Here is a 24,236-nt window from a genome sequence, read left to right on the forward strand (position 1 = left end):
ACCGTTCTGCGCCTCGAATCATCCTCAGGATGCCCGTTGGCGGCGGGTCAGCGTCCGCCACGCAGCGGCCATTGCACCGGCAGCCGGCGCGGTGCTGCGGTCGAGGCAGAGGTGCTGCGTGACGACGGCAGAGCCTCCGCGACCCACATCAGCGGGATGAGCGCGGCGAGGTTGCGCAGCGGGACGAGATATTCGTCCAGTGTCAGCTCCGGTTTCAGGATCAGGCTGATGACGGTGAACGTTCCGAACATCATCGTGACAGGCGACCTGATGCGTTGAATGGCCCAGATCGCGGCGCGCATCAGCGTCACAAGGCCGCCGGCATAGAGAAAGGCGCCGGCGATGCCGAAATCGGTTACGCCGTCGGTCAGGATCGTGTTGGCCTCGTCGTTCACCGGCAGGCCGAGCTTGGGATGCACCAGCGTCTCGACCATCTGATAGGCGATGATCTCGTCCTTGTTCGGATCGAGCACCGAGGGGATGCAGAGACGCAGATAGTATTGGAGCGCTTCGCCATGGAGCGGACCCGACTTGCCGACGGCTTCGATCAGGTCGGCGAGGTAGCCGATCACGAAGGTCCGCTCGCGGACATTGTCGTAGAGCAGCGTGCTGAACCGGTCCTTCAGGCTCGGCGACAGCATGAACTCCACAGCGAGCCAGAGCTGGTCGGACAGCGGCGCCGTGTTTCCGAGTTCCCATGTCGCCAGCCGCAGCGCGAAGAAGTAGGAGCCGAACACGTACGCGAACACGCCGCCGATCGCGACCGCTGCCGCCTTCTGGCCGAGCGTCAGCCGCCGGAGTCCGCCGCCCAGGGCGAATCCGATGGTTGCGAGCAGCAGCACCAGCAGGATCGCCCGGCGGCCCGTCGGCACCACTGCGAGGGTGACCAGCATGATTACGACGGCATAGAACAGCCGCGACATCGGCCGGCGCGCGCGTGCCGTCAGATAGCCGGCGACGCCGGCAAGGGGGCCTTCGACCAGGCTGGCCGCCGCACCGATGACCGAGACGCGGCCCGTCTCGTCGGTCTGGATTCCCATGTAGCCGAGGTCGCCGAACACATAGCCGAGCAGGATCAGGATGAGGCTGCCGCATGCCAGCAGCATGGGAAACCAGCCGTCGGTGGTCGTGCTCGCGATCGGTCTGCTGGCGGCGCTTTCCCAGCGCCCGACGAGCAGCAGCAGGCCGCAGACGACGTGCACCAGCGCCAGCGCCGAACAGATCAGCTCGATCGGACGATCCTTGGTCAGGATGGCGAATTCCTGCGCCGAGGAGGCGTTCAGGTAGGTCGAAACCGATCCGCCGTCATAGCCAAGCAGCAGGGCGGTCGCCAGCAGCCACGACATCCGCATCTGGTCGCGCCCGTCGATGCTGACATACAGCACCACGAGGCCGATCGCGGTGCCGATGAACGAGGCCGCGGCGAAGGTGAACTGGCTCGGCCACAGCAGCAGCGCGAACGCGGCCATGAGGATGGCGGCTCCGAGCCTGCTGAGGATGGCGGCCGGCGTCATCGGCAGCGCTCCTCCCGAGCGGCGCCGGCGGCCACGCTGGCAAGATACGCGGAATACCTCGTCGTCGCAGCCTCGGCCGAGAACAGCCGCGCGTGATCGCGCGCCGCCTGGCGCTGCGTCGTCAGCCAGCGCCAGCGCTCGGCGATCAGTTGCGCGGCCTGCTCCAGCCGATCGGGATCGATCAACAGCGCGGCCGGGCCTGCGATGCTGCGCATCGGCTCACGATCGGAGGTGACGACGGGACAACCGCATGCCTGGGCCTCGATGATAGGCCAGCCGAACCCCTCGTCCAGCGACGGAAACAGCAGCGCCCGGGCCTCCGTGTAGAGTGCTTCGATCAACGCGTTGTCCGGCTCGCTGACGACGATCAGACGGTCAGATCCCTCGGGTCTCGAATCCGCCAGCAGCGGTCCCACCGAGACCATCAAGGCATCCCTCAGCTCCGGCGCCGCCATTCGATGCAGCAGGTCGAACAGCCGCAGCGCCCCGCCGCGGTTCTTGTACCAGAGATTGCTGCCGATATGGAGCAGAAAGGGCCGGTCGGCTGGAATGCCGGCGGCCGTGATCAGTTCGCGAGCCCGGTCCGGCGTCATCGTTCCGAAGCCGATCACGGGGTTGAAGATGACGTCCGCAGCGCCCCTGACCGGGCCAATCAGCCGGACGAAATCGGCCCGCGTCGCCGCGGAGACGAATGCCAGATTGTCGATGCGGCGCAGACTGAAACGAATCAGCCGCTGCAGCCAGGCATTGGTTCCGCTGAGAGCCTGGCCGGCCACCTCGCCCGCGAGCACCTTGATCGGGATGAGATCGTGGCAGGTCAGGCTGATGCGATGGCCGGGCAGCATGAATGCGTAGGGCGCGTTGGAGTGATCGCAGATGTGGATCAGGTCGTAGCGCGCGGCCAGCCGCCGCAGCCGGAGTGGAAACAGCACGAACTTGTCGACGAGGCCGAGCCATTTGCGTGCCGCGCCGCTACGAACGCCCGGGCGCGCCAGCCGCGGTTCCGGCGCGATCAGGTCGGCCTGCCAACCCGCCGCGGTCAGCGCGCCGGCAAGCCAGTCCGCATAGCGCAGCATCGAATACTGCCGGTCGGCCGCGTAGTTGCCGATCAGAAGGATGCGCTTGGTCTGAGGCATGCTCGCGATGGTCCGAACCCTTAGACGAATGCCGGCTGTTGTAGCGGAAAAGCGCGTGGCGCGGCGAATCCGCGCTCGCCCGCTGTGTGCAAGTGCCGATTAAGGTAAAACGGCGCGAAAGCGCGACCCCCGTCGCGCCGGTTTTGCGCTAGAAGGTCGGCCGTGCAGCCGAGCCCCGTCGTGACGAAACAAATGTCCCCCCTTTCCCAGGCGCAGCGCGGCCGAAGCGCTGGCCATCCGACCTGCAGGTCGTCATGGCCGGTCTAGCACGGCGTCTGGCGGCCGGCCTGGTCGGGCAGGGGCTGTGGCGCCTCGCCGTGGCGCTCAACCCGATTCTGCTGGTGCCGGTGCAGCTGTCGCATTGGGGCGTCGATCTGTTCGGGCAGTGGATCACGCTGACCGCGCTCGCATCCTACCTGCACTATGTCAATCTGGGGCTGGTCGCGACGGCCACCAGCGACCTGATCATGGCGGTCGCGGCGAACGACCGCGCCCGCGCGCGGCGCAGCTTCCAGATGTCATGTAACCTGGCGATGATCGTTCTGCCCACCGCCCTTGCGGTTGCCGTCATCGTCCTCACCGCCTTGCCGTTGGCGCACTGGTTTCATCTCGAGGGAATTGGTGCCGAAGCGCTGCTCGTCATCGTGGCCTTTGCCGCCGCCCAGATCTGCTTCGAAACGACGCGCGGATTGATGGCGGCCGTGCTCTACGCCACCGGACGCTACGGCTTCGCCTACACCATCGCGACGGCGATCAAGCTGATCGAGTTGCTGGCGGTCGTGAGCGCGATCGCGTGGCTCGGAGCGCAGCCAGCGCACGTTGCGGGCCTGACGGCTGTGGCCGCCTTGATCGACCTCGTCGTGGTCACACTGTTCGCGCGCCGTCTGGCGCCGTGGGCGCGCCTCGACCTGCGCATGGTCGATCCAGGATGGCTGCGCGAGCAGCTCCGGCCCGCGCTCGGTTTCACCGGCTATACGCTCGCGACGCAGGGCGTCATGGTCCAGGGGCCGCGGCTGGTGCTCGGCGCGCTGCTGGGCGGGCCCGCCGTGGCGGTCTATGCCGTCTATGCCACGGCCATGCGGCTCGTCGACCAGCTGTTCCAGATCGTGATGGCGCCCGCGGGAGTCGAGATCAGCCATGCCGCCGGGCGCAAGGATGTGACGCAGCTCGTGCGGCTGATCGGCTTCGTCATCCAGCTGTCGCTGCTGGTGTTCGCCGGTGTTTCACTGGCGTTGCTGACGCTGGGCCCGCTGATCTTCGACTGGTGGACCCGGCATCAGATCGTGTTTCATCATCAGCTGATGCTGATCTATCTCGTGATGTCGGGCGCCGGCCTGCCTGGGCGGATCGCCGCCCAGGCGCTGATCAGCGTCAACGCCTTGCGCAGGATTGCGATCGCCGCCTTGCTGGCCGCAACCGCCGCCGTCGCGTTCGGGGCGGCGCTGGTCCCGGCCTTTGGCCTCGTCGCCGTGCTGATCGGCGGCATCGCCGGTGAACTGGCGATGTCGATCCTGCTGTGGCGCGCATTGCAGGGCTGGCTGGCGCTGCCACTACGGCAAGTGATGATCGAGGCCACCGACGTCAACGGATCCTTGATGCGGTTGCGCCGGCAGGCGGCGGCCGTGCTCGGTCGGCGATGACTTGATCGCGTCGGGGGCGTCAGTAGCTCTGGCGGTAATTATTGACCGAGAGCAGCAGCACGGCCGTCAGCAGGATGATCTTGAGGTCGAACAGAAATGACCAGTGGTCGATGTAGAACAGGTCGTAGTCGATCCGCTTCTGCATCTTCTCCAGCGTGTCGGTCTCGCCGCGCAGCAGGTTGACCTGGGCCCAGCCGGTGATGCCCGGCTTCATGTTGTGACGGCGCGACAGCGGCGGAATGCGCTCCTCGAACATCCTGTTGTGCGCCAGGGCGTGAGGACGCGGACCGACGATCGACATCTCGCCGCGCAGCACGTTGAACAGCTGTGGCAGTTCGTCGATGCTGGTGGCCCGCAGCCACGCGCCGATCCAGGTGACCCGGGGATCGCCGCGGGTCGCCTGCTGGAAATCCTCCGGCACCAGGCTGGCCCGCATGGTGCGGAACTTGAGCACCGTGATCGCCTCGTTGTTGAAGCCGTGACGCACCTGCCGGAACAGGACGGGTCCGCGGTCGGTCAGCTTGATAGCCGCGGCGACCAGCAGCAGCAGCGGCGCGAGGACCACGAGCAGCATCGCGGCGAGGGCGATGTCGAAGCCGCGCTTGAGCGCTTCGTCCATGGCGGAGAGCGGCCGGCCCTGGATCTGGACGGCGGCGACGTTGCCGAACTCGACGACCTCCGAGGCGGACAACAGCCCATCGAGTCCGGGGACCATGACATGGACGGCGACCGGCAGCTGCGACAAATGATCGATGAAGGTCGGCATCCGGCTCATCTGGTCGGCGGTCGGCAGCACGAAGATGTCGTCGGCGCCGGCGGTGCGGCAGGCGTCGATCAGCGCGCGGGCGCCGGTGGGCTGCTCGAGCTCGGCCAGCGTGAACTGGGCGACGGTGATGATGCCGTTGTCGCGCAGCCGCTGCGACAGCCCGCGCGATTGCCTGAGATCGCCGACGATGAAGGCGCGGCGCAGCGCCAGCTCGCCTCGCTGCAGCGCTCGCTGCTGCCGCGAGATCAGGAAGCCGCGCAGCGCCAGCGTGGCCAGGCAGACGGTGATGAACTGCACCAGGAATGCGCCGCGCGAATATTCGTCCGAGACCTTGAGCAGAAACATGCCCGAGACCAGGAACGCGAAGGCCAGGCTGGTGGCCCTGATCGCGTTCCACAGCAGTCGCTGATGACGGAAGTTCTGCAGGTGCACGAAATCGCGCAGGCCCAGCGCTGCTCCACAATACAGCGCGGCCAGCAGCACGGCGGCGCTGGCATATTCGATGGCGACCGGCAGCCCGGGCACGACGACGCGGTGATAGAGCAGGCTCGTCAGATAGGCGACGGTCGAGACCGTGCCGAACTCGAGCGCGATGAACTTGCCCGCCGACGTGGCGTTGCGCGACAGCTGGCCGCGGCCCGGACCTCCCGCCGGCTGGCCGCCTCCGCGCCCCTGGGGTGACGTCGGGGCGGCCCGCTCAGGCGCCGATCCCAGCGCCGCGACCTGCGGATTCCATCGTGCATGTCCTCGCGAATGCAGCACGCCGCTCGGTTCCGTTCTTAACAAATGAGTCGGTCATTTAACATTGGCCATATTAACGTGTTGTTGACCATAGACAACCCGGAGAACGATACAACCGGCACTATTTCGGGCGTAAGAGGCCGGCTGGCCGGACTGAGAGAGATGATCGGATGAGCAGGTCGATGCGAATCGTGAAGGTGGTGGCTCTGCTGGCGCTGGCCGGTCTCGCGCCGTCGGCTCCTGCTGCGATGGCGCAGACGGCGCCCGGCACGGCCGGCAGCGGCTTCGCCGGGCGTCCGCAGGTCGGCGGAACGTATCAGCCGCGCGTGGCTCCGGAGATTGCGGTGACCGGCACCGCCGGCGAGGTTCAGCGCCACAAGGATTTCTCCGGCAGGCCATGCGTGGCGGTGAGCGGCATGGCGCGGCCCTTCGTCACCAATCCAAAACTGTTCGATCACGTGATCAACGCGGAGAATGGCTGCCCGAAGGCGATCACGATCCAGGTGTGCTACCTGCAGGCCAGCAGTTGCATCGCGATGGACGTTCCGGGTTACGGTCGCAAGGAGGCCGTGCTCGGCACGATGCCTTCGCAGAAGGATTTCCGCTTTCAGTTCGTCGAGAAATTCTAGCGCGCCGTGCCACGCTATTTGCGCTTCGGCATGGCCTTTTCGACGGCATCCGTCAGCGTGCGGATGTCGAGATCCGCAGATTGTCCGGGCGCGTAGCTCGCGACTGACTGGCCGACCGAAAACGCCCGGACGAAGGCCGAGCGGCTGGCCACCGATGGCGCCAGCGGCTCCTTGAACTGCCGCAGCTCGTCGACGAGTTGGCGGCCCTCGAGCGTGCGCCGATCGATCCGATTGGGTACCAGCAGGACCTTGACGGGCTTCGAACGGCGGCGGCGCACGGCATTGATGATCGTCATGGTGTGCGCGGTGGCTTCGATATCGAGGCCGGACGCGGTGCAGGGCACGAGAATCACGTCGGCGAGCGCGATCGTCGCCCCCATTTCCCGCTCGGTCGGCGCGGTATCGAGCACCAGCAGATTGGCCTTGATCTGCCGGATCTCGCGCGCCCAGGCCGCGACCGGCATTTCCTCCAGTCCCATCTCGTAGACGGGTATTTCGAGATTGCCGAGTTCGGCCCAATGACAGGCGGACCGCTGCGGGTCGACGTCGACGAGCGCGACGTTGTGGCCGCGCCGGCCGAGTTCGGCGGCGACGCAGATTGCCATGGTCGTTTTTCCGACCCCGCCTTTACGCTGCGCCACCGTGATTATCGTTGCCATGTTCTTCAAGATTACACGTTATCGGATATGTTTGATCAGTTGCGTCGAGGTATTTTGAAGTACACTGCGCTGCAGCAACTCAAGAAGTGTTCAGCTATACATTGGCGAACATGCGGCCTGCCCAAAGTATTAACGTCGATAACTTGAAAACATCGCGTCAATTCGGTGGATGCATACAGAGTCATCATATGTCTTCCTCCCAGTTCCGGGCAAAAGTACTGTCCGCGAGGCGATGGAACGTGAAAATCCACTTAACCGGAATGTGACGTCGTCACCGAATTTCGTCGTTTTAGTTGCTATTTCATGAATGATCTCGCTTGACTCCCCGGCCTGCTCGTTTAACGTTCACTTAACAAAACGTCCAAGTTCGCGCCGCTTTCCTGTGCGCGTTCACCGGTGCTGATGCTGTCGATGCGAATTCGTTTGAAGAATCTGTGTGGCCGAGTGGTGTGCATCAGTGTTTTTTGCGTGGAACTTAACATTGGGGTCGTGGCATGACCGTTTCCTATTTGACTAAGACGGAGCTGAACGCCGACCTCACGGGGTCCAATCATTTCGACCCGAGCGTCCAGGCCGCATTGATTTCATCGCTCGAGAGTTCGGGCGTCTACAATTCGGGCGCCGAGGACGGCAAGAAGGCGTGGCTCCAGAGCGGACCATATCCGGGCGGCCCGGTGGCGCCGATCGTTCAGATCCTCGAAGTCACGAACTCGACCACGGTCCAGACTGATTCGACGCTGAAGGCGATCATCATGAATGATCCCGGCGGAAACCAGCTCTACGTGACGGATCTTCCGAATGCCCACAACAACGTCTTCGTTGCGATGGGCATCGGCAACGACAGCGTCAATCTTTTCGATAGCGGCAACGACACCGTCTATGGCGGCGACGGCGCGGACGTGATCGGCGGCGGCGTCGGCAACAGCTCTCTGTATGGCGGCGACGGCAACGACAGCATCTACGGCGGCAGCGGCTCGGACACGCTGGTCGGTGGCGCCGGCGACAACTACCTGCAGGCCGGCACCGGCGCACATCAGCTGGTGCAGGCAGGCGGCTCGGGTAACAACTTGATTCGCGACTTCTTGTCAGGCTCCAGCACCCTGGTGGCGGGCACGGGCAATGACACGATCTGGGGCTATGGCAACGATACGCTGATCGGCGGCTCGGGTCATGTCGAGCTCCACGGTGGCGTCAACTCGTTGCTCATTTCCGGCAGCGGCGCCGGTGGCGCGAATGCGCTCGGCTCCGGCAGCACGCATTCCGGCGAGGCCAACGTCATGCAGGGCGGCGCGGGTGCCGACAGCCTGTATGGCGGCGGCGGCAACGACAGCCTCTATGGCGGCTCCGGCAGCAACTTCCTGGTGGCCGGGACCGGCTCGCATCAGTTGCTCCAGGCCGGCACCGGCAACACCTTCATGTTCGACCCTGGTGCGACGGGCGGCCCGGGCACCGACACGCTGGTCGGCGGTTCTGGCAACGACACCATCATGGGCCAGCAGGGCGACTACTTCCAGGATACGGGCGGCGCCGGATCGCACAACGAGTTCTGGGTCTATGGCGGCACGGGAGCGAGCTCGACCCTGCAGGGCGGCGCTGGCGACGACAGCTTCCATATCGAGACCAAGATCGGCAACGACACGATCATCGGCGGTGGCGGCACCGACCTTGCGGGGTTCAAGGATCGGGCGTTCTCGGATGTCCAGTCGCTTACCTACAACAGCAGCAGCAGCAGCTACGATCTCGTCTTCAACAACGGTCAGCAGATTCATCTCTCGGGCGTGTCGGAACTCTATTTCACCGATCAGGTGGTCAAGCTCACCTAAATTTATCCCAAATCATGACGGACAAACCCCGCTTCGGCGGGGTTTTTCTTTTTGGCCGATGTTCGCCGGTTGACGCCCTCGCGTGACATCCGGACCCGAATCTGATCGCGTCTTTGTAGAAGTGTTAGTTTCACCATGGCGGGGCTGCGTTTCGAGCCAGGTCCGTCACCCAGCGAGTGGATCAGTCTTTGACATCTTCGCTCAAGCGCATGCTGAATGCCGGATCCGGACCGCGGCCGGCGCAACGCATCGCCCGTCTCATCGCCGAGAAGCATTGGGAGGAGGTGCGGCTCGACATCGATCCGGAGGTCAGGCCGGACGTCGTCGGCTCGATCACCGCGCTCGATGCGTCGTTCGACGCGCAGTCGTTCGACGCGGTGTGGTCGTCCCACGTGCTGGAGCACCTCTATGCGCACGAGGTCTATCCCGCGCTGCGCCAGATCCACCGCGTGCTCCGCCCCGACGGCTTCGCGCTGGTGATGAGCCCGGACATCGAGGCGGTCGCGCAATTCATTCTCGATCACGGCATCGCGGCGGTCGCCTATCAGTCATCTGCGGGGCCGATTCGCCCGCTCGACATGCTGTACGGGCACTCGCGCGCCATCGAGGACGGCCACCATTACATGGCGCACCGCACCGGTTTCACGGCCGACCGCCTCGGCAACCTGCTGATGACCGCGGGATTCCCGACGATCAACGTGCGGCGCGAGAACTTCGAGATCTGCGCGCTGGCGTTCATGCCGGAGGCCGATGTCGCTGACATCGAGAGCGCGCTGGCGAGAATCGGTTTCGACATGCGTGAGAGCGCCGCCTGACGGGCGGTGGCTACGCCGCCGGCAACCGGCGCTGCCTATGTTAATCACATGATCGAACCTTCCGCCCGGCCGGCCCGATCGGCGGCGGTACGGCGTTGGCTTTCTCCGTTGTTATGCGATATGGTAATGGTATGTTATAGATCGTTTGGCGCAGCGGACCTCATGCTGCGAACGGCATATTGCTCAGGAGCATCGCAGCGATGTCCTCGTCTTCCGCCACCATGCCGCAGCCGGCGCCGTTCTCTCCTCCGAGCTTCGATGCGGGCCTGGATGGCGCCGCGCCGACCGGACTCGCCGCGCTCGTCATCGTGGCGCGCCAGCATGGCCTGCATCTCACGGTGTCGCAGCTGATCCACGACAATGTGCTGTCGGGTGCGGAGGTCACGACCGCGGAGATCCTCAAGTCGGCCAACAACTCCGGCATGACGGCGAAGGCCGTGAAGCTGGACTGGGACGGCCTCAGCCACCTCAAGAAGGCGCTGCCGGCGATCGTCCGCCTCAAGGACGGCAGCAGCATGGTGCTGCTCCGCCTGGAGGGCGACGAGAACAACCCCCGTGTCGTGCTGCGCGACCCCAATGTCGACGACGACACGCTCCTGGTGATCGACCGCCTCCGCCTCGAGGACGTCTGGACCGGCGACGTCGTCCTGGTGAAGCGCGACTACGAGATCTCCGACGAAACCCAGCCCTTCAGCCTGGGCTTGATCACGGCGCTGATCTTCCGGGAGCGGCGGATGGCGCGTGACATCGCCGTTTCCGCCATCGTGCTCGGCTTTCTCGGGCTGGCGCCGATCATGTTCTGGCGCCTGATGTCCGAGAAGGTCGTCTATTACAAGGCCTACAACACCTTCACGGTGCTCTGCATCGGCATGGCGGTGGTCATCGCGTTCGAGGCCGTCTTCGGGTTCCTGCGGCAATTCCTCGTCCATCAGTTGACCGCCCGGCTCGACGTCAAGCTGTCGACCTACGTGTTCGAGAAGGTGCTGAACCTTCCGATCGACTATTTTGAACGCAATCAGGTCGGCATCATCGCCCGCGACATGCGCGAAATCTTCCGCGTCCGCACCTTCCTGATGGGACAGCTGTTCGGGACGATCCTCGATTCCACGACACTGTTCTTCTTCCTGCCCGTGATGTTCTTCTTCAGCCCGCTGATGACCTTCATCGTGCTGGGCTTCGTCGGCGTCATCGCGGTCTGGCTGGTCGCCATGCTGCCGGTCTACCGCAAGCGGTCCAACGTCGTGATCGCGGCCGAAGGTCAGCTCGGTGCGTTCATGTTCCAGAACCTGGCGGGCATCCGCACGGTGAAGTCGCTCGCGTTGGACGCGCGGCAGAAGCATCTCTGGGATGTCCTCGTCGCCCGGGTCGCCAAGGCGCGCTTGGCCGAGGGAATGGTCGGAACGATGATCCAGGCCGTGGTGCGGCCGCTCGAACGTCTTGCGGTGAGCGCACCCTACGCGATCGGCGTCTATCTTGCCCTGGTGTCCGGCGACCCCGTTTTCATCAGCGCCCTGTTCGCCTTCCTGCTGCTGTCGCAGCGTGTCGCCGCACCTCTGATGCAGATGGCTCAGCTCGTGAACCAGCTCGATGAAGCCCGCACCGCCGTGAGCATGGTCGGGAATCTGGTCAATCAGGAGCCGGAGGAGGGACGGTCCGGCCACGGTGTGCGGAAGGCGCTCGAGGGGCACATCGAATTCTCGGGCGTCACCTTCAAGTACAAGGGGGCCGTCTCTCCAGCCCTCAACGGGCTCTCGTTCGAGGTCCCGAAGGGGACGACGCTGGGCGTCATGGGCAAGAGCGGCTCGGGCAAGACGACGATTACCCGCCTGCTGCAGCGTCTGCACTCGGACTACCAGGGTCTCATCAAGATCGATGGGGTCGATGTCCGCGAGTATGACGTCGACCATCTCCGCCGCAACATCGGTGTCGTGCTGCAGGAAAACTTCCTGTTCAGCGGCACGATCCGTGAGAACATCGCCGCGGCAAAACCGGATGCGACGTTCGACGAAATCACGCGGGCGGCACGAATGGCCGGCGCCGAGGAGTTCATCGACAAGCTGCCCCGCGGCTACGAAACGCACATCTACGAGGGGTCTCCCAATCTCTCCGGCGGACAGCGGCAGCGGCTTGCGATTGCGCGGGCTCTGATCGTCGATCCGCCGATGCTGATCCTGGACGAAGCCACCAGCGCTCTCGATGCCGAAAGCGAGGCGATCGTCAACGCCAACATCGCGCGGATCGCGCACGGCCGCACGATGATCGTGATTTCGCACCGCCTGTCGTCGCTCGTCGACTGCGATGCGATTCTCGTGTTGAACCGCGGCGAAATCGACGACATCGGCAAGCACGAAGAGCTGTTGGACCGCAACGAGATCTATTCCAGCCTCTGGCATCAGCAGAATAGCCACGCCATGGCCAAGCCGCGCCGCGGCCGTCCGGGCTATGGAGGTCCGACCCTTGTCAGCTAATTCCGCTTCCCTCACGACGGTCCGCCAGTTCCAGTCGGAAACGGCGGCGATTCGCGAGGCCCCGGAGCCAATCGCTGCCCGCGCGACGCTCTATGTCCTGGTCGCGTTCGTCGTCAGTCTCGTGGTGGTCATGTGCTTGACGCGGCTCGACCGCGTCATCTCCAGCGTTGGCGGCAAGATCGTCCCGCTCGACTCCATCAGCGTCCTCCAGGCGCTGGATGCGTCCATCATCAAGAGCGTCGACGTTCGGGAAGGCGACCAGGTTGCGACCGGCCAGCTGCTCGCGACCCTGGATCCGACGTTCACGCAGGCCGATGTGTCACAATACAAGGCACAGGTGGCGAGCCTGAGCGCGCAGGTGCTGCGCGACAAGGCGGAATTGGGCAACACCGCGCTGGTCTTTCCTCAGGAGAACGACGCCGAGTTCGCCAGTTATGCCGCCTTGCAGAAGGCGCTATACCAGCAACGGCGAGCTCAATACGAAGCCCAGATTGCGAGCTTCGATTCCAAAATCAGCCAGACCGCTGCGACGATCCAGAAGCTGCAGAAGGACGACGAGCGCTACGCGCAGCGCGACGACGTGCTGCAAAAGATCGAATCGATGCGTTCGACATTGGCGGAGAGCGGCAGCGGATCGAAGCTCAACCTGTACATCTCACAGGATACGCGGCTCGAACTGCTCCGTCAGATGGACAGCACGCACAACAGTCTTGCCGAGGCCAGGCATCAACTCGAGTCCTTGAAGGCTGACCGCAAGGCCTTCGTCGAGCAGTGGAACGCCCAGCTCAGCCAGGATCTGGTAACGACGCAGAACGCGCTCGACACCGCGAGGTCTGCCTATGAAAAGGCCATCAGGCACCAGGATCTGGTTCGGTTGACAGCTTCAGAGCCGTCGGTCGTGCTCACGATGGCGAAACTGTCAGTCGGCTCCGTGCTGAAGCCCGGCGACCCATTCATCACGCTGATGCCGGTCTCGACCCGGGTCGAAGCCGAAATCAAGATCTCCTCCCGCGACGTGGGCTTCATTCGCGCCGGCGATCCGTGCACGCTGAAGGTTGACGCCTTCAATGCCGCCGAGCATGGAACAGCCGAGGGCAAGGTGCGCTGGATCAGCGAGGGAGCGTTCACGGTCGACGAGGACGGCAAGGCCGTGGATGCCTTCTACAAGGCGCGCTGCTCGGTGGGTGCGACGAAATTCTACAATGTGCCCGGCAACTTCCGGCTGATTCCCGGCATGACGCTGACAGGTGATGTGAACGTCGGCACCCGGTCGGTGGCGATGTATCTGCTCGGCGGCATGATCCACGGCATCGGCCAGGCCATGCGCGAACCATAGGATGATCGCGGCACCATGGGTCGTATCAGTCGGGTGCTGTCGGGCATCATTCCACATGTCGCTCCCCTCGGATCCACGCTCGAGGCCGGGAACGCGCGCTATGCCGCGGGCGCTTATCTCGATGCAGTCCGCATCTGGCAGAAGGCGGCCGAGGCCGGCTCGGTAAAGGCTGCGTTCTGCGTCGCTCAGGCCTATCGCAAGGGCGAAGGCGTAGTTCGGTCATTCCCAGATGCCGCGGCCTGGTTTCGCCGCGCGGCGGAGGGCGGACACGTCGAAGCTCAGTATCAGCTCGGCTTGATGCTGCAGCATGGGGTCGAAGCGCCACTGGGCGTGAACGCACCGGAGATGTGGCGACGCGCCGTGTCGGTTCGGGGCAGCGAGGGTCATCCGACCGAGAGCCTGCTGTTTCCGACAGGTTTCGCGGTCACCAAGAATACGGCCGAGGCGCTCGAATGGATTCGTGGGGCCGCAGAAGCGGGCCATGGCGAAGCCCAGGTTCGAATGGCTGACATCTGCCGATTCGGCTGGGGCGTTCCGGTCGATCTTGCCGGCGCCCGCGACTGGTATGCGAAGGCGGAAGCCCAGGGGATCTCCGCTGGAGCTTTCGGACTGGGCGATATCTATTTTCAGGGACTCGGCGTCGAGGCCGATGCGGAGACCGCCGTCGGCTGGTATCGCAAGGCCGCTGACGATGGACATGTTCGGGCGAAGGTGGCGCTCGCCTTCAGTTATCTGAAAGGAACAGGACTGCCGAAGGACTCATCCGCGGCAGGCCGGCTGTTTGCCGATGCGGCGCGGCATGATGATCCCTTGGCTCTCTACAACATCGGCTTGATGTACCTCTCCGGCGATGGGGTCGAGAAGTCGATCGATCGCGCCGAGACGGCGCTGCGCAAAGCAGCCCGCAAGAACCATCTGCCGGCGATCCAAAGCCTCGCGGAGTTTTATGCCAAGGGTTTCGGGTCGGAGCCCAACATGCGCGAGGCCGCGCAGTGGTACGAAGCCGCGGCCGAGCGGGGCGACGTGCAGGCGCAATTCCTGGTCGGACGCTTCTATGCGTCCGGCACTGGGGTTTCTCCGAGCCCGCGCGAGGCCGCCAAATGGTTTCGCAAGGCCGCCGAGGGGGGGCACGGCACCGCTGCGTTCAACATCGGGATCTTCTGTCTCAACGGGACTGGCGTCGCACGGGATGTCACCGCGGCGATTCGCTGGTTCGAGAGAGCCTCCGAAGCCGGCCTACGGGCCGCGGAGATTCAGCTCGGACGTCTCTACGCGTCCGGTGCCGGCGTCGAGCGCGATCAGGCGCGTGCCGAGCGTTGGCTCGGCAAGGCTGCTGACAGCGGCGATCCCGAAGCCAAGGTCGCGCTGGCGCTGTTCCTGCTGCAATCCGACAAGGCGCCGCCAACGGTGGCGCGCGCGACCAAGCTGCTCGAAGAGGCGGTCGATGGCGGCCATGCGCCAGCGGCGCTGCAACTCGGCTATTTGCGTGAGGGGCGGTTCGGCGGCGTGCCCTGGGTGGCGGACGCGATCGTCTGGTACACGCGCGCAGCGGAGGCCGGGCTCGCCGAGGCCATGTTCGTGCTCGCCCGGCTCTATCTCGACTCGAAGATAGCGATTCCGAACCCGGTCGTCGGCGTGACCTGGCTGGAGAAGGCCGCGCACGCCGGTCATCCTGGCGCGCAGTTCGATCTGGCGGTGTTGTATTGCACTGGCAACAGCGTCGCACAGAGCCTGGAGAAAGGTGTCGCCTGGTACGAGGCGGCAGCGCAGGGCGGTCACACCTTCGCGCAGTACAATCTGGCTGTCATGACGCAGAAAGGGCAGGGCTGCACCCGCGATCCCGGCAAGGCCATTGGATGGTTCACGGCGGCCGCGGAGTCCGGCATGGCCGCGGCTCAGGTCGCGCTGGGCGATGCGCTTGCCTCCGGCAATGGCATTGGCCGGAATGTCGAAGCTGCGGCGGCATGGTTCGAGCGGGCGGCGGCGCAAGGGCATGATGGCGCCCGCCAGCGTCTCGCTTCTCTCAAGGAGATGGGACAGTCCGCGGTCTGAGATGAAACGCGGTTCGCGTTCACGGTCCGGAAGCCTGCCGATTTTCGCGGCGGCAATGCCTGATCAGCCACCGCATCAGGCGCTTGTCGAACCGCTGCGGCTCGCCCGATCCTTGCGCGGATCGACTGCTCCAATCAGCTCGAGCCGGGATCGGAGCAGGTTTGCGACCGTCGTTCGCGAATATTGCGCCGCGATCCGGCTGTGCGCGGTCTCTATCTTGGTCCGCGCCTGCGTCCGGCGTTCGGCAATGTCACGCAGCGCCGCCGCAGCCTGATCCAGATCGGGGTCCGCCCACTGACCTGCCGCAAACGGATAGTCGGGTGCGCGCACGGGGGATAGCGTCGAACGGATCGGATAGCCGGTCGTCTCATCGAGGAAATCCGCCGGACCCGACCAGCCCGTCGCCACCACGGGAATCCTCAGCCGCATCGCTTCCGCGAGCGTCCGGCCAAAACCCTCCGACCGGTGCAGCGACACATAGGCGTCGGCCAGCGACATGAGTCCGTTGAGCTCGTCCTGGTGCAAGGGACCATCGACCACCAGGATCCGGTCATCGGCGCCGATGGCCTCCATGACCGCAGCGAAATGCTCCGGATGCTTGTCCTGGTTCAACGTCTTGAGAATCAGCCTGACGCGCTCGCTACCATGCGGAAACGCGCTTCGGAACGCGCTGATGAGGCCGAGGGGATTCTTCCGCTCGATGCGGGAATTGAAATCGAAGATCGAGAGGAAGCCGAAATCGCCGCCGAAGATCGTGGCGAGATCGTCGGGGACGCGCGGCTCCGGCTGCTCGACGCAGGGCGGCATGTAGATGACGGGCTTGGCCGGGCACTGCGATTGGTAGGTGGCTTCGAGAAAGCGGCTCATCGCCCAGATCTCGTCGACATGATCGGCGGCCAGCAGCCAGTCGTCGCGCAACGCGGTGGTTTCCCAGGGCCAGTAGCCGATCCGGTATTGACGGGGCCGGCCGGCTTCGAGCGCGAGGCGGGCGATGGCGCGCATCATCTCGAACGGAGGCATGCAGAAGATCAGGATCTCGCCGCTCGGCTTGGCGGCTTCGAACGCCCGGTAGGCCTCGATTTCGTCGGATCGTTCGAGAACCGCCGGTGAGACGTCGATCAACTCGGCGCTGATGCCAGCGGTGAGCAGCGCACGGAACAGGCATCGCGCATCCTCGCCGATGCCGAGGACCGAACGGTGGAAGCCGATGATGGAGATCGAGGGACAGTTGGGGGGTGACGGGTTGCCGGCCAGCTCACGCAGGAATGCCAGATCGTCCTGCAAGGGATCGCGCGGATCGGGCACGGCGCGCGCCAGACTGTGTCTCTCTCGCGCTCCGATGAAGCGGCCGAGGCCCAAAGCGGGCACGGCGCGGGTGTAGTAGAAGCCGGGAAGCTCGTCGGCGCGTGGCGGGTGACTTTGCGCTCGTGCCACGAAGGCCATCAGCGCATGCGTCCCGTCGCGGTCCGGAAGCGTCAGGGCCTCCACGACGGAGCGGGGAATCACCGCCGGATGGGCCATGTCGTGACGGCCGGACACGATGAGCCAGCAGCAGAACTGCGCCAGCGTGTCCGGCGCTGCCTCGGGCAGTCCGCGCTCCCCGGCATAGAGCAGGTACGTCGCATGGACGACCGGATCTGCGAGAACGGCCTCGAGTGGGGTTGTCATCGGATGCGCCGCCGGTCAGCCGGGCGAAGCCCGTCGTCAGGTGCGATTATAGATATCCTCGATGCGGATGATATCGTCTTCGCCGAGATAGGAGCCGGTCTGCACCTCGATCAGCTCGAGGTCGATCTTGCCCGGATTGGTGAGCCGGTGCACCGACCCCAGCGGAAGATAGATCGATTCGTTCTCATGCACGATCCTGATCTCGTCGTCGCGCGTCACCTCGGCGACGCCGGAGACGACGATCCAGTGCTCGGCGCGGTGGAAGTGCTTCTGCAGCGACAGCCGCTGGCCCGGCTTCACGACGATGCGCTTCACCTGGTAGCGGCTGCCCTGGTCGATCGACTGGTAGTAGCCCCAGGGGCGGAACGAGCGGCGGTGCTCGGACGCCTCCTTGCGGTCGCTGGCCTTGAGCTGCTGCACCAGATCCTTGACCTTGTCCGCCTGGTCGCGCCTGAGCACCAGGACGGCGTCCTGCGTGGTGACGACGACCACGTCGTCGACGCCGACGACCGCGGTGAGATGCTCGCTGGAGCGGATGTGGACGTTGCGCGCGTTGAGCACGGCGCCGCGGCCGAGAATGGAGTTGCCGCTGCGGTCGCGCTGCGACAGCTCCCAGATCGTGCCCCAGGAGCCGACGTCGGACCAGCCCATGTCGACCGGGACGACGGCGGCCTTGGCGGTGCGCTCCATCACGGCGAAGTCGATCGACTTCTTCGTCGCCTGCTCGAACGCTGTGCGGTCGAGCACGATGAAATCGAGGTCGTGCTGGGCGGCCGCGACGGCGCCGGCGACGGCCTTCGCCATGTCGGGCTCGAACGCGGCGATCTCGTCGCGCATCACGTCGGCGCGGAAGACGAAATTGCCCGAGTTCCAGAAATAGCCGTCGGCGACGTATTTGCGCGCCAGATCGGCGTTGGGCTTCTCGACGAATTGCTCGATCCGCACCGCGCCGCCATCGGCGCCGCTGTGCCGCTGCGGGCGGATGTAGCCGTAGCCGGTGGCGGGCTCGGTCGGCGTGATGCCGAGCGTCACGATGGCGCCTTGCGTCGCCGCGGCGGCCGCCTTCTCGCAAGCGGCGAGAAAGGCTGCGGTGTCGCGGATGACGTGGTCGGCGGCCAGCATCACGATGACGGTCTCGGGGTCGGCCGCGGCGGCGATCTGGGCGGCGACGGCGACGGCGGGGCCGGAATCGCGCGCCACCGGCTCGAGCACGATCTGTCCACTGATGCCGATCGCCTGCATCTGGTCGCGGACCAGGAAGCGATAGGCGGCGTTGGTGATGACGATCGGATCCTGGAACATCTCGGCGCTGACCGTCTGCAGCGCCATCTGGAACGTCGAGCGCTCGCCGAGCAGCGCAATGAACTGCTTGGGGTAGGTCTCGCGCGATTCCGGCCACATCCGGGTGCCCGAACCGCCGCACATGATCACTGGCAATAGCTTCGTCATTATCACGTCCTCGAACCGATCTGATATGGCGCTGAAATGGGCTGGCTTCGCTGAACCGTCCGGCAAATATTTGATATGCAAATTTTGTGTCAGCTTGAGAAAGGCTTGATGCACGCAAGCGTGAAGTCGTTTAAGGCAATTGGCGCCCGCGATCCAGCCTCAAATGTTAAGTTTAACTTATCTGCCGGCTTGGCATCGACCGATTCTGTTATAGTTTGGGCTCTCGTTCTGGTGAGGGATTTCGATGCTGCGGGGGCACATCGACGGGTTGACGTCGTCGGGTTGGGTCGAGGGCTGGGCGTTCGATGATGCCAGTCCGCTCAGCGTGCGCGCGGTTTCGGTGTTCGACTCCGGCGGCACGGAGCACGCCACCGGCTTCGCGCATCGCTACCGGCCGGATCTGGTGGCGGGCAAGCTCGGCACCGGCTGGCACGGTTTTCGCCTGCGTCTGAAGAGCGCGGCCAATCTGCGCCGCGCGACCTTGGTGCTGGTCGATCGCCAGGCGAGGCGGCAATTGCATGTGGTGGAGAAGCCCAGCGTGGTCTCCGACGGCGCGGCGGCGATCAGCTCGGTCGACGTGCTGCTGAAGACCGACCCGACCATGATCGGCGGCATCGACGAGCTCGCCGGCTGCGAGGGTGTGTTCAATGCCGTGATCGGCAAGCGCGGAGTCGATGGGTTCGTGAAGCTCGCTTATGTCTACGTGCTCGGCCGCGCCGCCGATCCGACCGGCATCAGCCTGTATGGCAAGAAGCTGCGGCGCGGCGAGATCTCGCCGTTCGCGCTGCTCAAGATCCTGTCCGACAGCGACGAGTTTCGCTCGCGGCCGCGCCTCCTCACCTCGCCGGTCGCGCCCGGCTTCCCGTTCGCCTGAGGGGGAGCGCCGTGTTCCAGGACCTGGGCGCACTGATATCGCTTCCCGCGGCCGATCTCGCCAAGGTCCGCTTGCCCGGCTCGATCTTCCCCGCGCGCGAGCTGCTCGCGCTCGACCTGCGCGAGGATCTCAAGGCCGCGGTGCGGCTGATCATGGACATCTGCGACGACCACGGCGTCGACAGCCTCGTGGTGGCGCGGCCGGAGATGTTCACCAATGGCCCGACGCTCGCCTGGCTGCGCCACCAGATCGGCGGCATCGAAGACCACATCTGCATCAGCGACGGCCGCACCGTGCGCGTGGTGCCCGGCATGACCAACCACGCCTTCTTCATGCGGCTCGGCGTCGAGAAGAATTTCGAGCGCTTCGTCAAGCTGCAGAAGCGCTGTCCCGAGCTGATCCGCGGCCTCGCCTCGCAGCTCAACTCCGCCTTCACCTTCCCGACCGGCGCCAGCATCCCGACCGTGATCCTGCAGCCGGCCGAGGGGCTGATGAACCTCGATCCGGCGTTCCTGCCGTTCTGCCTGGTGCGCCATTCGGTCGAGGCGACGTTCGAGCAGATCGCGCTGTCCGGCAAGATCGACCTCAGCGAGAATTTCAGCCGCTGCAGCCGGCTCGTCTACGTGCCGCTCAGCGAGATCGCGCTGCAAAGCGAGGGCTTCTGCCGCTACGTCGCGCGCGAGATCGCCGCCGCCTTCTTCGATCCCACCGCCGGCATGATCCTGGCGCTGCCGGCCGCGGAGACGGCCGAGGCCGACATCAAGGCGGGCATCGAGCGGCTGGTCGAGTCGCTGCGCGGCATTCCCGGCGGCATTCCCCCGGTCGCCAGCCATCGCATCGTGCTGGCGAGCCAGCAATGTCCCGAAAGCTTCCTGTTCCGCGGCGAGCGCCGCGTCGAGCTGGTGCTGCATCACTCGCTCGATGCCTGGCTGCACCCGCCGGAATACTACGCCCGCTTCGATCACATCGTCGTCGCCGCCTCGCGCGCGCCCGACACGCGCGATCTCTACATCGAATATGTCGACCACCTGCTCGGCCGCCGGCCCGAATTCTACTGGCTCGAGCACCTCGCGCTGCATCCCAACGACACCGGGCTGGTCGCCGCATGGTGAAGGCGCGCCCGAAGGTCACCATCGACGTCGCGCCGCTGCTCGAGGACCAGTGGACCGGCATTCCCGTGTTCACGCGCCGCCTGATCCAGGCGCTGCAGCAGGACGGCCGCGTCGATCTCGACTTCTGCTGCAACTACGCGCTGATCCCGGCCGAGCATGTCGACGCCGCGATCCGCATCGGCACCGGCGCCTTCCTCAAGGACGCGCTCGCCAACGCCGCGCGCGCGCCAAAACTGGTCGATCCCAACAGCCATCTGTTCTTCCCCTCGGTCAAGCCGGCCTGGGACGTCTCCCGCCACGAGGCCTCGACGGTGCACGACATGAGCACGCTGTTCATGCCGGAGAACCACGAGGAGGCGAACATCGCCTATCACCTCGACCATCTGAAGAGCGAGCTCGCCACCGACGAGGTGGTGTTCTGCGTCTCCGAGGCGACCCGCGAGGCGCTGCTGTCGGCGTTCCCCTCGGTCGGCAACAAGGCGCGCGTGCTGTATCAATATGTCGACTGGCCGGACGAGTTCGCGCTGCTCGACGACAACATGCCGCCGCTCAATCTCGGCCGCTACGCCGCCGTCATCGGCACCATCGAGCCGCGCAAGAACCTGACCCTGCTGATCAACGCCATGCCGCTGCCGGAGATCGCGCGCTCCGGGCTGAAGTTCATCGTCATCGGCAAGAAGGGCTGGCTGGTCGACAAGTTCCTCGCCGACCTCACGCCGGAGCAGCGCGAGAAGCTGGTGTTCTCCGGCTTCGTCTCCGAGTTCATCAAATATCGCCTGCTCAAGAACGCCGAATTCCTGGTGTTCCCCTCGCTCTACGAGGGGTTCGGCATTCCCGCGCTGGAGGCGCTCAGCCTCGGCAAGCCGGTGCTGGCCGCGCGCACCTCGAGCTTCCCCGAGGTGATCGGCGACGCCGGCCTGTATTTCGATCCGCTGTCGCCGTCCGACTTCGCCGCCCGCCTCGCCGAGTTCACCAACCCGAAACTCCAGGCCGCCCTCGCCGCCCGCGCCCCGGCCCAGAGCCGCCAGTTCGGCCCGGCCCGCATGGCCGAGCCGATCATCGACTGGGTCTCGGCATGACCGCGTTGAACGTTCATGACGGTGGTGTGACGAATGCAGTGTTGATGAATTTCAGTCTGCTGATGTGAGCTGCCAATTTTCGATCGGATGATCCGATGCTTTTGATTGATTTGATGTTGATGAACAAATTTCAAAGCCAAGCAACCGGTGCACCCTCTCCCCTTGTGGGAGAGGGTGGTGCGCATGAGCGAAGCGAAATGCGCGCCGGGTGAGGGGTCTCTCTCCACACGGGCAGTGTCGCTCGTGGACACATACCCCTCACCCAAGTGAGTCCGGAGCTGCCTTCAGCGTAGCCCTCTCCCGCAAGGGGAGAGGGCGCAGTCATGCGCACCTGAGCAATAGCTATCATTTGCAGCCCGCACTCACTCGCCCCGAACCCCAAAGCCACACGCGTTGCTCGCACAACACATCCATCTCCCCCTCTCCTTTGGAGATATTTACTTCGCATTGCAAAATCGCTACTTAACAAACACCGGGTCTCCTTAACAAAGGTCATTGGTTCGATGCTGACGTTTCAGAGTTCGCTGACATTCACCAAGGGTGTCCAGCCCGAGGAAGGCCTGCGCAATTTCTGGGGACCCGAGGACGGCTTCGTGTGGTCCAGCGGCAAGTGGTGCGAGCTCAGCTTCGCGTTCGACACCAAGCGTGTCGCCGCCAATGCGCTGTGCGACATGATCCTCGACATCGACGTCTACAAGCATGGCGAGGAGCTGAAGGGCCAGAACCTGATGTTCTATTTCAACGGCCTGCGCATCGGCTCGCTCTATTGCACCAAGCGCTCGACCGTCGTGTTCTCGTTCGATGCCGGCCTGCTCAAGGCGGACGAGAACGTGCTGACCATCGACTCGCCGGAGGCGGCGAGCCCGAGCCAGTTCGGCAGCCAGGACAACCGCACACTCGGCGTCCAGCTGTTCTCGCTGCAGATCCGCCCGATCGAATAGTCGGCGCGACATCGCCCTGCGACCCGACGGCCGCCGGTTCCCGGCGGCTCGACACTTCAACGATTGCGAGTTTTGTGATTAGGTTCCCCATTATAACATTCATTGACAGCCGTCCGGTATCACCATGACGCCGGGGCGGCGGGGGGATTTTTGACCAGATGGGTCTGGCACCAATTGCGGTCATGTCGTTCCGGCGGCCGGACAAGCTCGACGGAGTGCTCGCCTCGCTGAAGGCGCAGACAGGCTGCGAGATCGAGCGGCGCGAAGTCCATCTGTTCCAGGACAACGCGGTCAACCGCTACAGCCGCATGCGCTATGCCGAGGACGCCCAGGTCGCCGAGTGCGTCGAGGTGTTCAAGCGTCAGTTCCCGGAAGGGCGCGTGCACCTCGCCGACGGCAACATCGGCGTCTGCGAGAATTTCGAGCGCGCCGAGAACTTCCTGTTCGACGAGCTCAAGGCCGACTGCGCCTATTTCTTCGAGGACGATCTGGTGCTGTCGCCGGCCTATGTCCGCATGCTCGATCTCATGCAGCACAAGGCCCAGCAGAGCGGCAACATTGCCTATTTCGCGTGCTACGGCGACTACTACGCGCCGCCCTCGCTGCAGGAGGACCGCGCCCGCGCCATCATCCCGCTCGACCATCACTGGGGCTTCGGCCTGTTCGGCAGGCACCGCGCCGCCATCCGCAAGGCGATCCAGCCCTATCTCGACATCGTGATGGGCAACGACTACACCCGCCGCAACCACCGCGCGGTCTACGACATGTATGCCGCGCTCGGCTCCTGCCCGCGCGGCTCGTCGCAGGATGCCGCCAAGGCGCATGCCTGCGCCCGTCTCGGGCTGTGGCGCTGTAACACCGCGATGCCGTTCGCGCGCTACACCGGCGATGTCGGCGCCCACATGGACAAGGAACTGTTCGACAAGATCGGCTTCAGCCGCGTCACCGCGCAGGAGACGCCGATCACCGATCTCGCCTGGCCGTCGAAGCCGGAGGTGCGCGGCTACATCGAGGAGCAGCGCGCGCTGTTCCGGCGCATCGCCGAGACCGAGATCGACGATCTCCGCCGCGGCCTCGGCCGCTACCTCAACCCGATGCGCCTGTGCACGCAGACCGACATCGACTACGCCTATCGCCTGTTGCTGCATCGCGAGCCCGAGAGCGACGACATCTACCAGCGCCACGCCGGCAAGACTCCGGTTGCGGTCTATGTCCGCTCCATCATGAATTCGCAGGAGTTCAAGAACCTGCCCGAGCGCAAGTTCGATCCGGCCCTCCAACTCGATCCAGTGCGGCCGTGTACGGCGGAGGATATTGTGGTTGCATATCATCTCTTGATGCACCGCGAGGCTGAGAACGACGCGATTTTCGAGCGGCAGGTCGGAAAGACGGCGGTGTGGAATTTCTGCACGACTTTGATGGTCTCGGACGAGTTCAAGAAGATCTGGAGTAAGATCAATCCGTGATCAACGGCCCGATTTAACACGCATCGACAGTCAGCTTTGACGAAGACCGACGCTTCGCAAGCCGCTCG

The 24,236-nt window shown here is 64.8% G+C and carries 18 protein-coding genes; 12 read left to right on the forward strand and 6 right to left on the reverse strand.

Translation table 11 applies throughout. The features are described from left to right. Positions 1–47: 47 nt before the first annotated feature. Together ACQR07_RS29580 and ACQR07_RS29585 are read right to left on the reverse strand one after the other, a co-directional pair. Positions 48–1,514, reverse strand: a complete 1,467-nt coding sequence (locus ACQR07_RS29580; RefSeq protein ID WP_434905609.1) for a hypothetical protein — start codon at positions 1,512–1,514, stop codon at positions 48–50. After that, positions 1,511–2,650, reverse strand: a complete 1,140-nt coding sequence (locus ACQR07_RS29585; protein WP_434905610.1) for a glycosyltransferase — start codon at positions 2,648–2,650, stop codon at positions 1,511–1,513. Before ACQR07_RS29585 ends, ACQR07_RS29580 begins: the two co-directional genes overlap by 4 nt. Positions 2,651–2,904: 254 nt before the next feature. On the opposite strand from ACQR07_RS29585, the gene ACQR07_RS29590 reads away from it, so the two are divergent. Next, positions 2,905–4,290 carry a lipopolysaccharide biosynthesis protein gene (locus ACQR07_RS29590; protein WP_434905611.1) on the forward strand — a complete coding sequence of 462 codons (1,386 nt, stop codon included), beginning with the start codon at positions 2,905–2,907 and terminating at the stop codon, positions 4,288–4,290. A gap of 19 nt (positions 4,291–4,309) precedes the next feature. Here the strand turns inward: ACQR07_RS29590 and ACQR07_RS29595 are convergent, their stop codons facing one another. Continuing rightward, positions 4,310–5,818 carry an exopolysaccharide biosynthesis polyprenyl glycosylphosphotransferase gene (locus ACQR07_RS29595; protein WP_434905612.1) on the reverse strand — a complete coding sequence of 503 codons (1,509 nt, stop codon included), beginning with the start codon at positions 5,816–5,818 and terminating at the stop codon, positions 4,310–4,312. Between the two features lie 161 nt (positions 5,819–5,979). Between ACQR07_RS29595 and ACQR07_RS29600 the strand changes: the two genes are divergently transcribed. Continuing rightward, the gene (locus tag ACQR07_RS29600) at positions 5,980–6,426 is read left to right on the forward strand and encodes a hypothetical protein (protein ID WP_434905613.1); all 447 of its coding nucleotides are present in this window, start codon (positions 5,980–5,982) and stop codon (positions 6,424–6,426) included. A gap of 14 nt (positions 6,427–6,440) precedes the next feature. Here the strand turns inward: ACQR07_RS29600 and ACQR07_RS29605 are convergent, their stop codons facing one another. Beyond that, a complete protein-coding gene (locus ACQR07_RS29605; protein ID WP_434905614.1) occupies positions 6,441–7,085 on the reverse strand; it encodes an AAA family ATPase in 645 nt (214 codons plus the stop codon). 494 nt (positions 7,086–7,579) lie between these two features. On the opposite strand from ACQR07_RS29605, the gene ACQR07_RS29610 reads away from it, so the two are divergent. The 5 genes from ACQR07_RS29610 to ACQR07_RS29630 all read left to right on the forward strand — a co-directional run bounded on the left by ACQR07_RS29610 (position 7,580) and on the right by ACQR07_RS29630 (position 15,579). Continuing rightward, positions 7,580–8,908 (forward strand): calcium-binding protein, encoded by a 1,329-nt coding sequence (locus ACQR07_RS29610; RefSeq protein WP_434905615.1) that lies wholly within the window; start codon positions 7,580–7,582, stop codon positions 8,906–8,908. Between the two features lie 188 nt (positions 8,909–9,096). Further along, on the forward strand, positions 9,097–9,723 hold the full coding sequence (locus tag ACQR07_RS29615) for a class I SAM-dependent methyltransferase (RefSeq protein ID WP_434905616.1): 627 nt from the start codon (positions 9,097–9,099) through the stop codon (positions 9,721–9,723). A 221-nt stretch (positions 9,724–9,944) separates the two neighbouring features. Continuing rightward, complete coding sequence (locus tag ACQR07_RS29620) at positions 9,945–12,191, forward strand: peptidase domain-containing ABC transporter (protein ID WP_434905658.1); 2,247 nt, start codon at positions 9,945–9,947, stop codon at positions 12,189–12,191. Beyond that, positions 12,166–13,527, forward strand: coding sequence for an HlyD family type I secretion periplasmic adaptor subunit (locus ACQR07_RS29625; protein ID WP_434905617.1), 1,362 nt, complete (start codon positions 12,166–12,168; stop codon positions 13,525–13,527). Before ACQR07_RS29620 ends, ACQR07_RS29625 begins: the two co-directional genes overlap by 26 nt. A gap of 15 nt (positions 13,528–13,542) precedes the next feature. Then, a complete protein-coding gene (locus tag ACQR07_RS29630; protein ID WP_434905618.1) occupies positions 13,543–15,579 on the forward strand; it encodes a tetratricopeptide repeat protein in 2,037 nt (678 codons plus the stop codon). Positions 15,580–15,654: 75 nt separating this feature from the next. Here ACQR07_RS29630 and ACQR07_RS29635 read toward each other — a convergent pair whose 3' ends face one another. Together ACQR07_RS29635 and ACQR07_RS29640 are read right to left on the reverse strand one after the other, a co-directional pair. Beyond that, a complete protein-coding gene (locus ACQR07_RS29635) occupies positions 15,655–17,247 on the reverse strand; it encodes a glycosyltransferase (RefSeq protein WP_434905619.1) in 1,593 nt (530 codons plus the stop codon). Between the two features lie 36 nt (positions 17,248–17,283). Beyond that, entirely contained in the window at positions 17,284–18,696 is a 1,413-nt protein-coding gene (locus ACQR07_RS29640; protein ID WP_434905620.1) for a mannose-1-phosphate guanylyltransferase/mannose-6-phosphate isomerase, read from the reverse strand. A gap of 244 nt (positions 18,697–18,940) precedes the next feature. Between ACQR07_RS29640 and ACQR07_RS29645 the strand changes: the two genes are divergently transcribed. The 5 genes from ACQR07_RS29645 (at position 18,941) to ACQR07_RS29665 (ending at position 24,168) form a co-directional block, all read left to right on the forward strand. Then, complete coding sequence (locus ACQR07_RS29645) at positions 18,941–19,570, forward strand: DUF4214 domain-containing protein (RefSeq protein WP_434905621.1); 630 nt, start codon at positions 18,941–18,943, stop codon at positions 19,568–19,570. 11 nt (positions 19,571–19,581) lie between these two features. After that, a complete protein-coding gene (locus ACQR07_RS29650; protein WP_434905622.1) occupies positions 19,582–20,682 on the forward strand; it encodes a hypothetical protein in 1,101 nt (366 codons plus the stop codon). Then, positions 20,676–21,761: a glycosyltransferase family 4 protein gene (locus tag ACQR07_RS29655; RefSeq protein WP_434905623.1), complete on the forward strand. Its 1,086-nt coding sequence runs from the start codon at positions 20,676–20,678 to the stop codon at positions 21,759–21,761. The genes ACQR07_RS29650 and ACQR07_RS29655 overlap by 7 nt, the downstream gene beginning before the upstream one ends. A gap of 503 nt (positions 21,762–22,264) precedes the next feature. Next, positions 22,265–22,702, forward strand: a complete 438-nt coding sequence (locus ACQR07_RS29660; RefSeq protein WP_434905624.1) for a hypothetical protein — start codon at positions 22,265–22,267, stop codon at positions 22,700–22,702. 158 nt (positions 22,703–22,860) lie between these two features. After that, on the forward strand, positions 22,861–24,168 hold the full coding sequence (locus ACQR07_RS29665) for a hypothetical protein (protein WP_434905625.1): 1,308 nt from the start codon (positions 22,861–22,863) through the stop codon (positions 24,166–24,168). Positions 24,169–24,236 lie beyond the last annotated feature (68 nt).

The sequence above is a fragment of the Bradyrhizobium sp. HKCCYLS20291 genome (genome assembly GCF_051167715.1).
GTDB lineage: Bacteria > Pseudomonadota > Alphaproteobacteria > Rhizobiales > Xanthobacteraceae > Bradyrhizobium.

Bases quoted from the DNA above. Each gene is read 5' to 3' on its own strand.
- ACQR07_RS29580 (WP_434905609.1), bottom strand. From the start codon at position 1,514: ATGACGCCGGCCGCCATCCTCAGCAGGCTCGGAGCCGCCATCCTCATG.
- ACQR07_RS29585 (WP_434905610.1), bottom strand. From the start codon at position 2,650: ATGCCTCAGACCAAGCGCATCCTTCTGATCGGCAACTACGCGGCCGAC.
- ACQR07_RS29590 (WP_434905611.1), top strand. From the start codon at position 2,905: ATGGCCGGTCTAGCACGGCGTCTGGCGGCCGGCCTGGTCGGGCAGGGG.
- ACQR07_RS29600 (WP_434905613.1), top strand. From the start codon at position 5,980: ATGCGAATCGTGAAGGTGGTGGCTCTGCTGGCGCTGGCCGGTCTCGCG.
- ACQR07_RS29605 (WP_434905614.1), bottom strand. From the start codon at position 7,085: ATGGCAACGATAATCACGGTGGCGCAGCGTAAAGGCGGGGTCGGAAAA.
- ACQR07_RS29610 (WP_434905615.1), top strand. From the start codon at position 7,580: ATGACCGTTTCCTATTTGACTAAGACGGAGCTGAACGCCGACCTCACG.
- ACQR07_RS29620 (WP_434905658.1), top strand. From the start codon at position 9,945: ATGCCGCAGCCGGCGCCGTTCTCTCCTCCGAGCTTCGATGCGGGCCTG.
- ACQR07_RS29625 (WP_434905617.1), top strand. From the start codon at position 12,166: ATGGAGGTCCGACCCTTGTCAGCTAATTCCGCTTCCCTCACGACGGTC.
- ACQR07_RS29630 (WP_434905618.1), top strand. From the start codon at position 13,543: ATGGGTCGTATCAGTCGGGTGCTGTCGGGCATCATTCCACATGTCGCT.
- ACQR07_RS29635 (WP_434905619.1), bottom strand. From the start codon at position 17,247: ATGACAACCCCACTCGAGGCCGTTCTCGCAGATCCGGTCGTCCATGCG.
- ACQR07_RS29640 (WP_434905620.1), bottom strand. From the start codon at position 18,696: ATGACGAAGCTATTGCCAGTGATCATGTGCGGCGGTTCGGGCACCCGG.
- ACQR07_RS29645 (WP_434905621.1), top strand. From the start codon at position 18,941: ATGCTGCGGGGGCACATCGACGGGTTGACGTCGTCGGGTTGGGTCGAG.
- ACQR07_RS29655 (WP_434905623.1), top strand. From the start codon at position 20,676: ATGGTGAAGGCGCGCCCGAAGGTCACCATCGACGTCGCGCCGCTGCTC.
- ACQR07_RS29660 (WP_434905624.1), top strand. From the start codon at position 22,265: ATGCTGACGTTTCAGAGTTCGCTGACATTCACCAAGGGTGTCCAGCCC.
- ACQR07_RS29665 (WP_434905625.1), top strand. From the start codon at position 22,861: ATGGGTCTGGCACCAATTGCGGTCATGTCGTTCCGGCGGCCGGACAAG.